This is a genomic window from Actinomyces denticolens, assembly GCF_002072185.1.
Lineage (GTDB): Bacteria > Actinomycetota > Actinomycetes > Actinomycetales > Actinomycetaceae > Actinomyces > Actinomyces denticolens.
The window spans coordinates 1-14,297 of the sequence record NZ_MVIW01000052.1 but is presented as its reverse complement, the minus strand read 5'-3'; the positions used below and the strand labels follow the sequence as shown (position 1 = coordinate 14,297).

The following is a 14,297-nucleotide window of genomic DNA, read 5'->3' as shown; positions in this document are numbered from 1 at the left end:
CGGTGTTGATGATCTCGTCCCAGCCCCCGGCGAAGGGCAGGCCCACCCGGTACCCCTCGTGGGGGGTGCCGGCGAAGTTGACGATCACCGCCACCAGGTCCGAACGCCCGTCCGGCCCGGTGCCCTTGCGCAGGTAGGAGATGACGTTGTGATCGCCGTCGCCGGCCTCGATCCACTCGAAGCCGCGGTGGGAGAAGTCATCGGCCCACATGGCCGGGGAGGAGACGTAGAAGTGGTTGAGGTCGGTCACCAGGCGCAGCAGGCCGGCGTGACCGGGGTCGTCCAGGATCCACCAGTCCAGGGAGTTGTCCGCGTTCCACTCGGCGCCCTGGCCGATCTCCTGCCCCATGAACAGCAGTTGCTTGCCGGGGTGGGACCACTGGTAGGCGTACAGGGCGCGCAGACCGGCCAACTCCTGCCAGGCGTCACCCGGCATCTTGGACAGCAGTGAGCCCTTGCCGTGGACGACCTCGTCGTGGCTCAGGGGCAGGATGAACTGCTCGGAGAAGGCGTAGACGAGGGAGAAGGTCAGCTCGCCGTGGTGGTAGCGGCGGTTGATGGGCTCCTCGGCCAGGTAGCGCAGGGTGTCGTTCATCCAGCCCATGTTCCACTTGAGCCCGAAGCCCAGGCCGCCGTAGTTCGTGGGGGCGGTAACGCCCGGCCAGGCGGTGGACTCCTCGGCGGCCATGATGATGCCGGGGTTCTTCCGGTAGGCGGTGGCGGTGGCCTCCTGGAGGAAGCTGATGGCCTCCAGGTTCTCCCGCCCGCCGAACTGGTTGGGGGCCCACTGGCCCTCCTCGCGGGAGTAGTCCAGGTAGAGCATGGAGGCGACGGCGTCCACGCGCAGCCCGTCCACGTGGAACTCGCCGAGCCAGTACAGGGCGTTGGCCACGAGGAAGTTGCGGACCTCGTTGCGCCCGAAGTTGAACACGTAGGTGCCCCAGTCGGGGTGCTCGCCGCGGCGGGGGTCCGGGTCCTCGTACAGGGCGGTGCCGTCGAAGCGGGCCAGGGCCCACTCGTCTTTGGGGAAGTGGGCGGGTACCCAGTCGAGGATGACGCCGATGCCGGCCTGGTGGAGGGCATCGACGAGGTACTTGAAGTCGTCCGGGGTGCCGAAGCGCGCGGTCGGGGCGTAGTAGCCGGAGACCTGGTAGCCCCAGGAGCCGCCGAAGGGGTGCTCGGCCACGGGCATGAACTCCACGTGGGTGAAGCCGGCCTCCTTGACGTAGGGGACGAGCTGGTCGGCCAGGCCCCGGTAGCCCAGGCCCTGGCGCCAGGAGCCGATGTGGACCTCGTAGATGCTCATGGGGTCCGAGTGCGGGTCGGTGGTGCGGCGGCGTTCCATCCACTCCTCGTCGCCCCATTCGTGGACGGCGGTGGTGACCACGGAGGCGGTCGCCGGGGGGACCTCGGTGGCGCGGGCCATCGGGTCGGCCTTCTGGTGCCAGGAGCCGTCGGCGAAGCAGATCTCGAACTTGTAGCGAGCACCCACGCCGACGCCGGGAATGAACAGCTCCCACACGCCGGAGGCGCCCAGGGAGCGCATGGCGGAGGCGGTGCCGTCCCAGTAGTTGAAGTCGCCCACCACCCGCACGGCCCGCGCGTTGGGCGCCCACACCGCGAAGGCGACGCCGTCGACGCCGCCCATGGGGCCGGAGTAGTGCTTCAGGTGCGCGCCCAGCACCTCCCACAGCTCCTCGTGGCGGCCCTCGGAGATGAGGTAGGTGTCCATCTCACCCAGGGTCGGCAGGAAGCGGTACGGGTCGTCGACCCGGGAGGTCTCCTCGCCGTAGGTGACGTCGATGCGGTAGTCCGGGACCGAATCCCCGGGGACGACGGCGACCCATACGCCGTCCTGCTCGTGTATGGCGGGGAACTCGCCCTCGGAGGTGACCACGCAGACGGCGTCGGCGAGGTGGCGCACAGTGCGCACGGTCACGCCGTCGTCGCCGACATGGGCCCCGAGGACCTCGTGCGGGTTGTGGTAGCGCGCGTAGGCGACATCCGCGAGGATCCATGGCTCGACCTCGACAGGGGAGGGGGAGCCGGTCTCGGTATTGGGGACGGGGGACTGCGAGGGGGACCCGGAGGGTGTGGCGTCGGTCATGATCGTGATTCTTCCATGGCGGGGTGGGCTGATGCGAGGGAATGAGGGCCCTGGTCGCATCGGATGAGGGGCGGGCGATGCCGGAGGGGTTCCGATCAGCCTCCTGACGGGTCGTGGGAAGCGTTGCGACCGGCGACGATTCCGGCCACTCCCCGCAGGGGGATCGCCAGCCAGTCCGGGCGGTTGCGGGCCTCGTAGACGGCCTCGTAGAGGGCCTTGTCGAGCTCGAGGGCGGCCAGCAGCACGGACTGCCGCCGCGAGGGGCTCTGCTCGCCGGCCCCGTCCCCGGGCGCGACGGCGCTCCCCGCGCCCCTGGCGCTCTCGGCGCGGTAGCCGTCCAGGAAGGCACCGCGGACGGCCGCGAGCCAGTCGGTGCCGTCAGTGTCGTCAATGCCGCCGGCGCCTCCGGTGCCTTCAGTGCTCCGCGCGCTGGTCGCGCCGCCGGCGCGGCCCACCGCGCTGGCGTAGTCGAAGGAGCGCAGCATGCCGGCCACGTCCCGCGCCGGCTGATCGGGGCGGGCGCGCTCGGCCAGGGGGCGCAGCGGCTCGCCCTCGAAGTCCAGGACGTACCAGCGCTCGGCGCCCCCGATCTCGTGGAGGACCTGGCCGAGGTGGTAGTCGCCGTGCACCCGGCAGGCGGGCTCGAGGGCGGGCAGGGACGCCAGCTCCGCCAGGAGGGCGTCGATCGCGGTGCTCAGGCCGGGGACCTCCTCGGCCAGGGCGGGGACCTCGCGCATGGCCCACTCGGCCCGCTCGCGCAGGGCTCGGGCCAGCGCCTCCGGCGCCTGCGGGGGCGCCTGGCCCAATGAGGAGCGCAGATGGGCGTGCATCTGCGCGGTGGTCGCCCCCAGGTCCGCCGCCAGAGTCAGGGCGCGCTCGCGCGCGGGCCCGGAGGCGTCGTCGTCGGCGGCCAGCGAGCAGAACAGCTCGAAGCCGTCGTCGGCCCTGGGGATGAAGGCGCAGGCCACCGCCGTGTCCATGGATGCGGTGGAGGCAGTGGGGGCTGCGGAGGGCGCAGGGGCCGTGGGCTCGATGGGGGACGCGTCGTCGCCCGGGTTCCCCTCCTCATCGCGGGCGAGCGGCAGCTCCGTGACGGACCAGGCCACGGGCATGCGCACGCGGTCCCAGCCGTCGCGCGCGAGCGCCACGGGGACCTCCACATCCGGGTTGCGGCCGGGGGCGAGCACGCGGAAGAGCTTGACGATGAGGTCGCCGGTGGCGGCGTCCTCCGGGCCCGCGGCCCGCTCGGGGCCGGAGGGGGCGGGCATGATGACGCTCGTGTTGGACTGCTCACCGGTGGTCACGCGCAGCCGCTCGGCGCGCTGGGCGATCGCCGCGGCGCCCTCGGCGCCGAGCACGGTTCCCGCGGCGGCGGCGCCCTCGGCCCACGCCCGCCAGAAGTCGGGGTGGTGGGCTCCGTCGATGAGCGCCAGCTCGCGGCCCTGGGAATCGGTCATGAGCAGTCCCTCGGACCCGGGGGCGCCGCCGTCGACGGCGCAGCGCGCCAGGTCCTCGGGCTCCCCCAGCACGAGCGGCACGTGGATGAGCACCTCGGGGGTCCGGGAGGAGCCGCCCGCGGCATCGCCTCGCGGGGCGGCGACGATGAGGTCGCGCGCGCCGGGCGCCAGATCGACGCAGTGGGCCAGCCGCAGCGCCGACGGCGCGGCGTCGCCCTTGAGGGGGAACCACCGGCGCGCCAGCATCCAGGGCAGCAGGGCTCCCAGGAGGTCCTCATCCGCGGGCCACTGGGTGGGGGCTGCGCTCATCGCTGCTCTCCTGTCTCATCATCGTGCTCCGGCCTCGGGCCGGCGCCCTCACCATCCTCTTGGCCGCCGTCGTCCTCGCGGCCCCCGCCCTGGCGGGGCAGGACCTCGAGCCAGTAGTAGCCGAGGCCGCCGAGGGTCAGGCGCAGGGCGCCGTCCGCACCGACGGAGGGGAAGGGCGTTCCCCCGAAGATGTCCCGGGTGGCCCGGCCGGCGAGCTCGGGGACGCTGATGCTCACCGCCCGCGGGGCGGCGGCCAGGTTGGCCACGCAGACGAGGGTCGCGCCGCCCTCGTCGCCCGGCGCGCCGTCCTCACTGCGCGTGTGGGCCAGGACCGCGGGGTCGGAGGCCTCCCGCAGGGCGAAGCCGCCTCGGCCCAGCACCGGGTAGGCGCGGCGCAGGTGCAGGATGCGCCGGGTGAAGTGGAGGAGGGAGTCGGGCCGGCCCATCTCCGTGGCCACGGTCAGGTGCGCGTAGCCGGGCGTCTGGATCACCGGGAGGGTGAGGGCGCCGGGGTCCACCACCGTGGAGAAGCCCATGTTGGGCGAGTCGTCCCACTGCATGGGTGTGCGCACGGCGTCGCGGTCCTCCAGCCAGATGTTCTCCCCCATGCCGATCTCATCGCCGTAGTAGAGGCAGGGGCTGCCCGGCAGGCTCAGCAGGAGGGCGAGGGCCAACTCGGTCTCCGCCCGGGAGGCGTCCAGGAGGGGGGACAGGCGGCGCCGGATGCCGATGTTGGCGCGCATCCGCTCCTCGGGCGCGTACCAGGCGTACATGTGGGCGCGCTCCTCCTCGGTGACCATCTCGAGGGTGAGCTCGTCGTGGTTGCGCAGGAAGGTGCCCCACTGGCCATGGGCGGGGATGCCCGGGGTGCGCTCGAGCACCCAGCGGATCGCCTCGGCCGAGCCCGCGCGCAGGGCGTAGTAGATGCGCGGCATCACGGGGAAGTGGAAGCACATGGTGCACTCGGGGGCCTCGGCGGTGCCGAAGTACTCCACAACCTCGTGGGGCCACTGGTTGGCCTCGGCGATGGTGATGGTGCCGGGGAACTCGCGGTCGAGCATCGCCCGGATGCCCGCGATGATCGAGTGGGTGGCGGGGAGGTTCTCGCAGTTGGTGCCCTCGGCCTCCGCCAGGTAGGGGATCGCGTCGAGGCGGAACCCGTCCACCCCGGTGCGGGCCCAGAAGCGCACGACGTCGTGCACGGCCTCCACCACGGCGGGGTTGTCGTAGTTGAGATCGGGCTGGTGGGAGAAGAAGCGGTGCCAGTAGAACTGACCGCGCTCGACGTCGTAGGCCCAGTTGGACTCCTCGGTGTCCACGAAGATGATGCGCGTGTCCGGGTAGCCGGAGTCGTCGTCGCGCCACACGTAGAAATCCCCGTAGGGGCCCTCGGGGTCGGATCGGGAGGCCTGGAACCAGGGGTGGGCGTCCGAGGTGTGGTTGAGGACCATGTCGATGACGATCCTCATGCCGCGCTGGTGCGCCTGGTGGACGAGCTCGCGGAAGTCCTCCATGGTGCCGTAGCGCGGGTCGATGGCGGTGTAATCGGAGATGTCGTAGCCGCCGTCGCGCATGGGGGAGGGGTAGAAGGGCGGGATCCAGATGCAGTCCACGCCCAGCCAGGCCAGGTAGTCCAGGCGGGTGATGAGACCGGGGATGTCCCCGACGCCGTCGCCGTCGGAGTCCGCGAAGGAGCGCAGGAGGGCCTCGTAGAACACCGCGGTGCGGAACCAGTCGGGGTCGGCGTCGAGGCCGGGGCGCGGCTGCTCGGGCAGCACCGGCACGCCCGGCACGGGCGCGACCACCGTCATCGGCGCCCCCATGGGGGTGGGGCCGGTGGTCACCGGGGGCTCCATGACCGCCAGGGGGCGCGCGCTCGCGTCGGCGGGCAGCGGGCCGATGGACGATGCCCTGGGGGGCAGGGGGCTGGGGGCGCTCACAGGGCGCGCACCCGCATGACGTGCGCGACCTGGCCCGAGTGCGGGTCGAGGCGGATGTAGTTCGAGCCGGACCACTCGTAGTCCTGCCCGGTGAGCTCATCGGTGACTGCCAGGCAGGGGCGCGAGCCGTCGGCGTCCTCGGGCAGCCCCAGCTGGACCAGGTTGAGGTTCAACTGGCCGACCTGCGCGTTGCGCGGGTCGAGGTTGACCACGGTGAGCACGACGTCGTCCTCGCCGGGGGCGCCGGCGGCCGCCCCCGGGGCCTCGGCGGCGCGCACCCGCTTGGAGTAGGCGATGATCTGCTCGTTGCCGGTGTCGTGGAACCAGATGTCCCGCAATTGGACGAGCGCGGGATGAGAGGCGCGGATCGCGTTGAGCCGGGTGAGGAGGTCCTCGATGCCGTTGCCGCGGGCGGCGGCGAAATCGCGCGGCTTGTACTCGTACTTCTCGTTGTCGATCTGCTCCTCGTAGCCGGGGCGCGGAACGGACTCGGCCAGCTCGTAGCCGGAGTAGATGCCCCAGGTGGGGGACAGGGTGGCGGCGAGCACGGCGCGCAGCTTGAAGGCGGGCACGCCCCCGTGGGTCATGAACGGGGTGAGGATGTCGTGCGTCGTGGGCCAGAAGGCCGGGCGCAGCACGTGCGCGGTCTCCTGGGAGAGCTCCACGAGGTAGTCGGTCAGCTCCTCGCGGGTGTTGCGCCACGCGAAGTACGTGTAGGACTGGTGGAAGCCGATCTTGCCCAGGGTGCGCATCATCGCCGGGCGCGTGAAGGCCTCGGCGAGGAAGAGGACCTCGGGGTGGGCCTCGCGCACCTCGCTGATGAGGCGCTGCCAGAAGTCCAGGGGCTTGGTGTGGGGGTTGTCCACGCGGAAGATCGTCACGCCGTGGGCGATCCAGGTGTCGACGACCTCCTTGATGGCGTCGTAGATGCCCTCGGGGTCGTTGTCGAAGTTGAGGGGGTAGATGTCCTGGTACTTCTTGGGCGGGTTCTCCGCGTAGGCGATGGAGCCGTCGGCCAGGACCGTGAACCACTCCGGGTGCTCGGCCACCCACGGGTGGTCCGGGGAGCACTGGAGGGCCAGGTCCAGGGCGACCTCCATGCCGAGCTCGCGGGAGCGGGCCACGAGGGCGTCGAAGTCCTCGAAAGTGCCCAGGTCCGGGTGGATGGCGTCGTGGCCGCCATCGGCCGAGCCGATGCCGTAGGGCGAGCCCGGATCGCCCGGCCGCGCGTTGAGGGTGTTGTTGCGGCCCTTGCGGTTGGTGGTGCCGATCGGGGAGATGGGGGTGAGGTAGAGGACGTCGAAGCCCATGGCCGCGATGCGGTCCAGGTTCTCGGCGGCGGTGCGCAGCGTGCCGGAGTGCCAGTTGCCGTGCTCGTCGCAGTAGGCGCCCAGCGACCGGGGGAAGATCTCGTACCAGGAGCCGGCCAGGGCGCGGGGGCGATCCACCTGCAGGGGGTAGGCGCGCGAGGGGGAGACGAAGTCCCGCAGCGGCAGGCGGTCGAGGACGGTGACGACGGCGTCGGCCAGTCCCGCCTCCAGGCGCTCGGAGGCGGAGCGGGAGCCATCGCGCAGGACGGCCGCGGCGGCCGCCAGCACGGCGGCGTCGGCCCGGCCCCGGCCGGGCACGGCCTGGGCGCGCTCCATGACGCGGGCGCCCTCCTCGAGCATGAGCTCGACGTCGACGCCGGCGGGCACCTTGATCCCGGCGTCATGCGCCCAGGTGGCGTAGGGGTCCGACCATCCCTCGACGCGGAAGGACCAGTCGCCCGGGGCGTCGGGAGCCAGGCGCGCCTCGTAGCGGTCCAGGCCGGGGGCGATGAGCCGCATCCGGGCGCTGGGCCCATCGGTGCCGTCCGGACGGATGAGCACGGCGGTCGCCGCGAAGCAGTCATGCCCCTCGCGGAAGACGGTCGCGCGGATGGGGATGACCTCACCGGGCACCGCCTTGGCGGGCCAGTGGCCATCCTCGACCACGGGGAAGACCTCGGTGACCGGGATCCGGCCGACGAGGGGGCGGGCAGGACGCGGAGCGGTGGTGTGTCGGATCACAGGACAAGACTACGGGCCCGGCGCCCGTCAGGCACCCCGAACGGAGGGGCCGGGGCGCCGCCCTCGCCGGGCCGCGGGCACGGCGGCCCCCGGCGGCCCCGGTCCCCGGTGGCGCTCAGTAATCCATGCGCATGGCGGCGCGAACGGCCCGCAGGGTCTCCTCCGCGACCTCGTTCGCCCGCTCGTTGCCCCTGGCCAGGACGGACAGGAGGCGGCCCTCGTCGGCGGCCAGCTCGGCGCGGCGCGCGCGGATCGGAGCGAAGTACTCGTTGACCGCCTCGGTGGTGAGCCTCTTGAGGGCGCCGGCCCCGCCGTCGCCGATGCTCTCGGCGATCTCCTCCGGGGAGCCCGCCCCGCACAGGGAGGCGAGCATGAGCAGGTTGGACACCTCGGGGCGGCCCGCGGGGTCGTAGGTGATGACGCGGTCGGAGTCCGTCTTGGCCTTCCTCAGGGCCTTGGCGGTCTCATCGGCGCTCATGCGCAGCTCGATCGTGTTGCCCCGCGACTTGCTCATCTTCTCCCCGTCCAGGCCCAGCAGCAGCGGGGCCTCGCCGAGCAGCGCCTCGGGGCGGCGGAACACCGGGTGGGACTTCTCCGCCCGGCCGTAGCGCTTGTCGAAGCGCTGGGCGATGAGTCGGGCCTGCTCCAGGTGGGGGAGCTGGTCCTTCCCAACGGGCACGAGGTTGGCCTGGCAGAACAGGATGTCCGCGGCCTGGTGGACCGGGTAGGTCAGCAGCAGCCCGCTCATCGCGCGCCCGGCGGTGGCCTCCAGCTCGGCCTTGACCGTGGGGTTGCGGTGCAGCTCGGACTCGGTGACCAGCGACAGGAAGGGCAGCATGAGCTGGTTGGCGGCGGGCACCGCCGAGTGGGTGAAGATCGTCGAGCGCTCCGGGTCCACCCCCACGCTCAGGGCGTCCGCCGTGAGCGACAGGACGCGCTCGCGGATGGGGCCCACGCCGTCGCGGTCGGTGATGACCTGGTAGTCGGCCACGAGGATCCAGGTGTCGATGCCCATGTTCTGGATCGGCGCCCAGGCGCGCATCGTCCCGAAGTAGTGGCCCAGGTGCATGTTGCCGGTGGGGCGCACCCCGGTGAGCATCCGGTAGCGGCCGGGGTTGACCGGCATGTCCGCCTCGATCTCGCGGCTGCGCGCGATGGAGCGGGCGAGCGAGGCGTCGTCGATGGCACTGGCCAGGGCCTCCTCCGCCGAGGAGGGGGCCGGGGAGGGGCCGGCGGTGGGCGATGCGGGGGAGGACGTCATGGCGCACATCCTAGGCGAGGGGCGCCGCAGGGCGTCGCGGCCGGGGCCGCGGGGCCCGCCCCGCGCTCAGGGGCGCGGGCCCGGCGAGGACGACGACGGGGCGACCGAGGCGGCTGCCCGGGTGAGGGCGGCCAGGTGGCCGCGCAGGTCCGAGGCGCCGGCGGCGACGTCGAGGCGCTGGCAGCTCGCCGCGAGGGCGTCGAGTTCGGCCAGGCGCTGGCGCACGGTCTCGACGACCCCGGAGGCGGCGGCTGAGAGCCCCGCGGCGGCGGCAGGCAGTTGCGGGTCCTTCGCCGCGGGCGAGGCGGTCCAGAGCATGAGCAACTGGTTGGGGATGACCATCATGCGGCTGGCCTCGCCGATCGTGGCCACGGCCTGGGCGCTGAGCGCGCGGTGCGCCTCGGCGGCCCGCTCCATCTCCTCCAGCCCGGCGGTCAGGCTCTCGATGAGGTCGGGGATGGACTCGGCGGAGTACTGCGTCTCGCCGACGCCGTCGATGAGCTCGACGGTGAACAGGGCGGTGATCGTGGCGTGCAGGCGGGCCAGGGCGATCCGGAAGCGGGTGCGGGCGCCGTTGAGGTCCAGCTGGGCGAGGGTCTCGACGAGCCGGTTGACCAGGGGCGAGACGATGCCCTGCATCTGCATCCACAGGTCGAGCAGGTCCGCCAGGGGCTTGACGCGGGCGTCGCCGCGATCGAGCGCGGCGATGGTGGTGGCGGTCAGGCGGGGATCGGCGAGGGTCTCGGTCAGCGCGGCCCCGGCGGCCTTGAGCGAGGCCGACAGCTCCGCCAGCTCGCCCTGGCCCGCCATCCAGGAGTCCAGCCCGTCGGTGATGGCGCTCACCGAGGAGAGCATCTCGGCCAGATCACCGGTGGCCCCCGGGCGCTGCGGGATGCCCTCGGACATCTCCTCCCTGCGGGCGACCTCGGCGGGCAGGGCGGCGTTCTGGAAGTCCTCGTAGGAGGACATCCCCGCGGCGGCGAGCAGCTCGGCGATGCGGGCCAGACCCTTCACCGACGCCTCGCGCCGGTTGTCCCCGGCCTCGATGGCGGCGTCCTCCACGGCGCGGGCGTCGCGGTAGATCGCGCAGGCGGTCTCGAACAGATCGTCCCGCATGGGGCGGGTGCGCACGGAGAGGTAGCCGCCGTCGGACAGGGGCGTGACGGTGGCGAAGACCGCGTACTCCGAGCCATCGGCCGCGAGGTTGCGCACGTAGGCGGCGAAGGGGCTGCCCGCCTGAAGGGTGTCCCACATGGCCTTGAAGGCGCCGCCGGGCATCTCCGGGTGGCGGATGATGTTGTGGGGCGCGCCGGAGAGCTGCCGGCGGCTGTAGCGGGACAGCTCGATGAACACGTTGTTGGAGTGGCGGATCACCCCGCGCGCGTCAGTGGTGGAGAAGAAGAGCTGGTCGACTCCGACCTCGTGGGTGGCGCCTGAGACCTCGGGCATGATGGAGGGGCTCCTTGCGAGTCGTTTCACGTGACGAGCCATTCGGCGGCCGCGCGTCTTAATAACAAATGGATAACACGCGACTTTAGTCCTAGAACGTGCGCCCCGCCAGGCTCGGGGAGTCATGACGCCGACGGCGAAAGCCCCCTGGGCAGGCCCTATCCCGCCGGCCCCGGATCGCCGCCGCCCGCGTGGGGGAAGGGTTCCGGCTCCGGGGCGAGAGCCTCGCCGGAGAGGTAGATGCGCATGGAGAGCACCTCCATCGTGGTGGTGTCCCCCGGGCGGTCCTGGCGGCAGATGGGCCCCTGGACGGAGCCGATGGTCGAGACCGGCGCGGGCCCCGGGGCGCGCCTGATGCGGCGGGCCAGCGCGAACGCGGAGGTGTGCGGACGGGGGACCGCCCACGTGGAGTCCCAGACGAGGTGCCAGTCGCGGCCGTGGGCCCCCGGCAGGACGACCTCCTGCTCCTCCAGGGTGCCGTTGATGACGACGAGGAGGTCGTCGTCGCCCCAGGGGGCGCCCGAGCGGAGCATCTGCACCGTCCGGCAGCCGACGTCGTGCCAGTCCCAGTGGCCCATGCGCTCGCCGTCGGCCCTGAACCAGGACAGGTCCGGGATCGTGTCCGGCTCACCATCGATGAGGGCCGGGGCTCCCACGGCGAAGCGGTCCGGGCGCAGCACCGGGTGTTCCTCGCGCAGGCGGATGAGGAAGCGCGTGATGGAGATGAGGTCGCGCTGCCAGATCTCCAGGTCCCAGTCGTACCAGGAGATCTCCGAGTCCTGGCAGTAGGAGTTGTTGTTGCCCCCCTGCGTGCGGCCCATCTCGTCCCCGCCCAGGATCATCGGCGTGCCCGCGCTGATGAGCAGCGTGCCCAGCAGATTGCGCGCTGAACGGCGGCGCAGGACCTCGATCGGCCCCCCGTCCATGCCCTCGGCCACGCGGCCCTCCCAGCCGTGGTTCCAGGAGCGGTTGTCATCCGTCCCGTCGCGGTTGTCCTCGCCATTGGCCAGGTTCTGCTTGTGGTCGAAGCAGGTCAGGTCCCTCAGCGTGAACCCGTCGTGAGCGGTGATGAAGTTGACGCTCGCCAGCGGGCCCCTGCCGCCCGGGTACTCCCCGTGGCCGAACAGGTCCATCGAGCCCGACAGGCGGGTGGCCAGGTCGCTCAGGCTCGAGCCGGGGCGCCCCTTGGACAGCGCCGAGGCATCGGCCAGCCAGAAGGAGCGCACCGCCCCGCGGTAGCGGTCGTTCCAGTCCTTGAAGGGCTCGGGGAACTCGCCGGTGCGCCAGCCGCCGGGGCCCACGTCCCACGGCTCGGAGATGAGCTTGACCCGCTTGAGGACGGGATCGCTGGCCATCGCCGCCAGGAGCGGATGGCGGGGGGTGAACTCGGCGCCGTGGCGGCCCAGGGTCACGGCCAGGTCGAAGCGGAACCCGTCCACGCCGACGTCGGTCGCCCAGTAGCGCAGCGAGTCCAGCACCAGTTGGACCGCCCGGGGGGAGCGGAAGTCGATGCTGTTGCCCGTGCCGGTGACGTCCCCGTAGATCGCCGGCCTGTGCGGGGCGTGGAGGTAGTACTCCAGGTTGTCCAGGCCCCGCAGCGACAGCGACGGCCCGTCCATGCCGCCCTCGCAGGTGTGGTTGTAGACCACGTCCATGATGATCTCGAGGCCCGCCTCATGGAGGAGCGAGACCATGCCCCGCAGTTCGTCGAGAACCGCCTCGGGGCCGGCGGCCCGGGCGGCGGCCGTCGCGTAGGACGGCTCGGGGGCGAAGAACGACAGCGTCGAGTAGCCCCAGTAGTTGCGCCGCCCCCGCTGCTGGAGGAACGGCTCGGAGAAGGCCGCGTGGATCGGCAGGAGCTCGATGGTGGTCACCCCGAGACCGCGCAGGTACTCGATGGTCGCGGGATGGGCGAGCCCGGCATAGGTGCCGCGGAGGTGCTCGGGGACGCCGGGCATCCCCAGTGTCATGCCCTTGACATGGGTCTCGTAGATCACCGTGCGCTCGATGGGGACGCGGGGGCCGGGGACCACGGGGAAGCGGGGGCCGCCCGTGACCACGCCCAGCGCCGTGCTCCCCAGCGAGTCCAGCCCCGAGGGGGCGAAGGGGATGAGGGCGGGGGAGAGGTCGTCCTCCACCGTGTGGGCGTAGATCTCCGGGGAGAGCGTCGTGGTGCCGCTGGTCAGACGCGCGTAGGGGTCCAGGAGCATCTTGCGCGGATTGTGGAGGAGCGCCTCGGAGGGGTTCCAGAATCCGTGGACCCGGTACCCGTAGCGCTGCCCGACGCCGACGCCGGGCACATGCGCGTCCCACGCGCCCTGCTGCGGGCCGTGCATGCCGATGCGGCGCTCGGAGACGGGGGTCCCGGCGTCGTCCACCTCGATGAGGCACAGGTCCACCGCCGTGGCGCGAGGGGCCACGACCACGAAGTCCGTCCCATCGCCCTGGGGGGTGGCCCCCAGGCGGGTGCGCTCGAGCGCGCGCGCTGGTGCCAGCGGCGCAGGGGCGAGCGGGACGGAACCGGACACGGGTCTCATTCTTGCGCGCGCGCCAACCCGGGCCAAGCGCCGGGCGCGCGCTGAGGGCTGAAAGAAGGATCACCGAACTGAGTGAGCGGTCACACCCCGCTTTATGGCAACCTTGGACGCATGAAAATCGTCGTCTGCATCAAGCACGTTCCTGACGTGCAGTCCGAGCGCCGCTTCGAGGAGGGCCGCCTCCTGCGCGGCGACGAGGATGTTCTCAACGAGCTCGATGAGAACGCCGTCGAGGCGGCCGTCAGCCTCGCCGAGGACGCCGGGGGGGAGGTGATCGCCCTGACCATGGGCCCGGAGGACTCCGAGGACGGCGTGCGCCGCGCCCTCCAGATGGGGGCGGACTCCGGCCTCATCGTCGCCGACGACCGGCTCGCCGGGGCAGACGTCGTCACCACCGCGCGGGTGCTCGCCGCCGCCATCGGGTGCATCGGCGGCGTCGACCTCATCGTCACCGGCATGGCCTCCCTGGACGGCATGACCTCCATGCTCCCCGGCGCGCTCGCGGCGGCCGCGGGCGTGCCCGCGCTCACCCTGGCCACCGAGCTGGAGGTCGCCGACGGCGCCGTGACGATCCAGCGGACCACCGGCACGCTGCGCGAGACCCTGCGCGCGCCGCTGCCCGCCCTCGTCTCCGTGACCGACCAGGTCAACGAGCCCCGCTACCCGAACTTCGCCGCCATGCGCGCGGCGAAGAAGAAGCCCCTCGATGTTCTCTCGTTGGACGACCTCGGGCTGGAGGGCCTGGAAGATCCCGCCGTGAGCGTGGTGGCCGCCCAGGCCAGGCCCGCCCGCGAGGCCGGCATCATCCGCACCGACGCCGGGGACGCGGGACGCGAGCTCGCCGCCTGGCTCGTCGAGTCCAAGCTCGTCTGAGGCCCATCCGAGGCCCGTTCGAGCCTCATCCGAGGCCGCCCGTTAGACGTCTGATGCGCGCCCGCCGCCCATAAGACCCAAGGAGATCCCGCATGTCCCACACGCTTGACGCCCCCATCCTCGTCCTGGCCGACCTCGACGACGCCGGCCGCCCCACGGGCACCGCCCTGGAGCTGCTCGCCGCGGCCCGGTCGCTCGGCCCCCAGGCGATCGCCCTCGTGCTCGGCGAGGCCTCCGCCGCGAGCGCCGCGGCGCCCGCCCTGGCCGCCGCCGGCGCGACCCGGTTGCTGGCCGCCGCCGTCCCCGCCCTGGC

Annotated in this window: 8 protein-coding genes and 1 pseudogene; 2 read left to right on the top strand and 7 right to left on the bottom strand. The window is 72.5% G+C overall.

The window, feature by feature from the left end:
- From glgB to glgX, 7 genes are all read right to left on the bottom strand, one after another.
- The coding region (gene glgB / locus B1H55_RS11235) for a 1,4-alpha-glucan branching protein GlgB (RefSeq protein WP_240494190.1) at positions 1–2,107 on the bottom strand (2,107 nt) is incomplete at its 3' end.
- A 95-nt stretch (positions 2,108–2,202) separates the two neighbouring features.
- A complete protein-coding gene (locus tag B1H55_RS11230) occupies positions 2,203–3,873 on the bottom strand; it encodes a phosphotransferase (RefSeq protein ID WP_073454580.1) in 1,671 nt (556 codons plus the stop codon).
- Entirely contained in the window at positions 3,870–5,696 is a 1,827-nt protein-coding gene (treS, locus tag B1H55_RS11225) for a maltose alpha-D-glucosyltransferase (protein WP_370427874.1), read from the bottom strand. Before treS ends, B1H55_RS11230 begins: the two co-directional genes overlap by 4 nt.
- A 113-nt stretch (positions 5,697–5,809) precedes the next feature.
- Positions 5,810–7,864 (bottom strand): alpha-1,4-glucan--maltose-1-phosphate maltosyltransferase, encoded by a 2,055-nt coding sequence (locus B1H55_RS11220; RefSeq protein WP_073454577.1) that lies wholly within the window; start codon positions 7,862–7,864, stop codon positions 5,810–5,812.
- Between the two features lie 115 nt (positions 7,865–7,979).
- Positions 7,980–9,125: a tryptophan--tRNA ligase gene (gene trpS / locus B1H55_RS11215; RefSeq protein ID WP_077240399.1), complete on the bottom strand. Its 1,146-nt coding sequence runs from the start codon at positions 9,123–9,125 to the stop codon at positions 7,980–7,982.
- Positions 9,126–9,191: 66 nt separating this feature from the next.
- Entirely contained in the window at positions 9,192–10,574 is a 1,383-nt protein-coding gene (locus tag B1H55_RS11210; RefSeq protein WP_073454573.1) for a PAS domain-containing protein, read from the bottom strand.
- A 158-nt stretch (positions 10,575–10,732) separates the two neighbouring features.
- A complete protein-coding gene (glgX, locus tag B1H55_RS11205; RefSeq protein WP_080461742.1) occupies positions 10,733–13,111 on the bottom strand; it encodes a glycogen debranching protein GlgX in 2,379 nt (792 codons plus the stop codon).
- A gap of 111 nt (positions 13,112–13,222) precedes the next feature.
- On the opposite strand from glgX, the gene B1H55_RS11200 reads away from it, so the two are divergent.
- Positions 13,223–13,984 carry an electron transfer flavoprotein subunit beta/FixA family protein gene (locus B1H55_RS11200; RefSeq protein ID WP_077240397.1) on the top strand — a complete coding sequence of 254 codons (762 nt, stop codon included), beginning with the start codon at positions 13,223–13,225 and terminating at the stop codon, positions 13,982–13,984.
- 92 nt (positions 13,985–14,076) lie between these two features.
- Positions 14,077–14,297: pseudogene (locus tag B1H55_RS11195) on the top strand (electron transfer flavoprotein subunit alpha/FixB family protein); the annotation flags it as partial.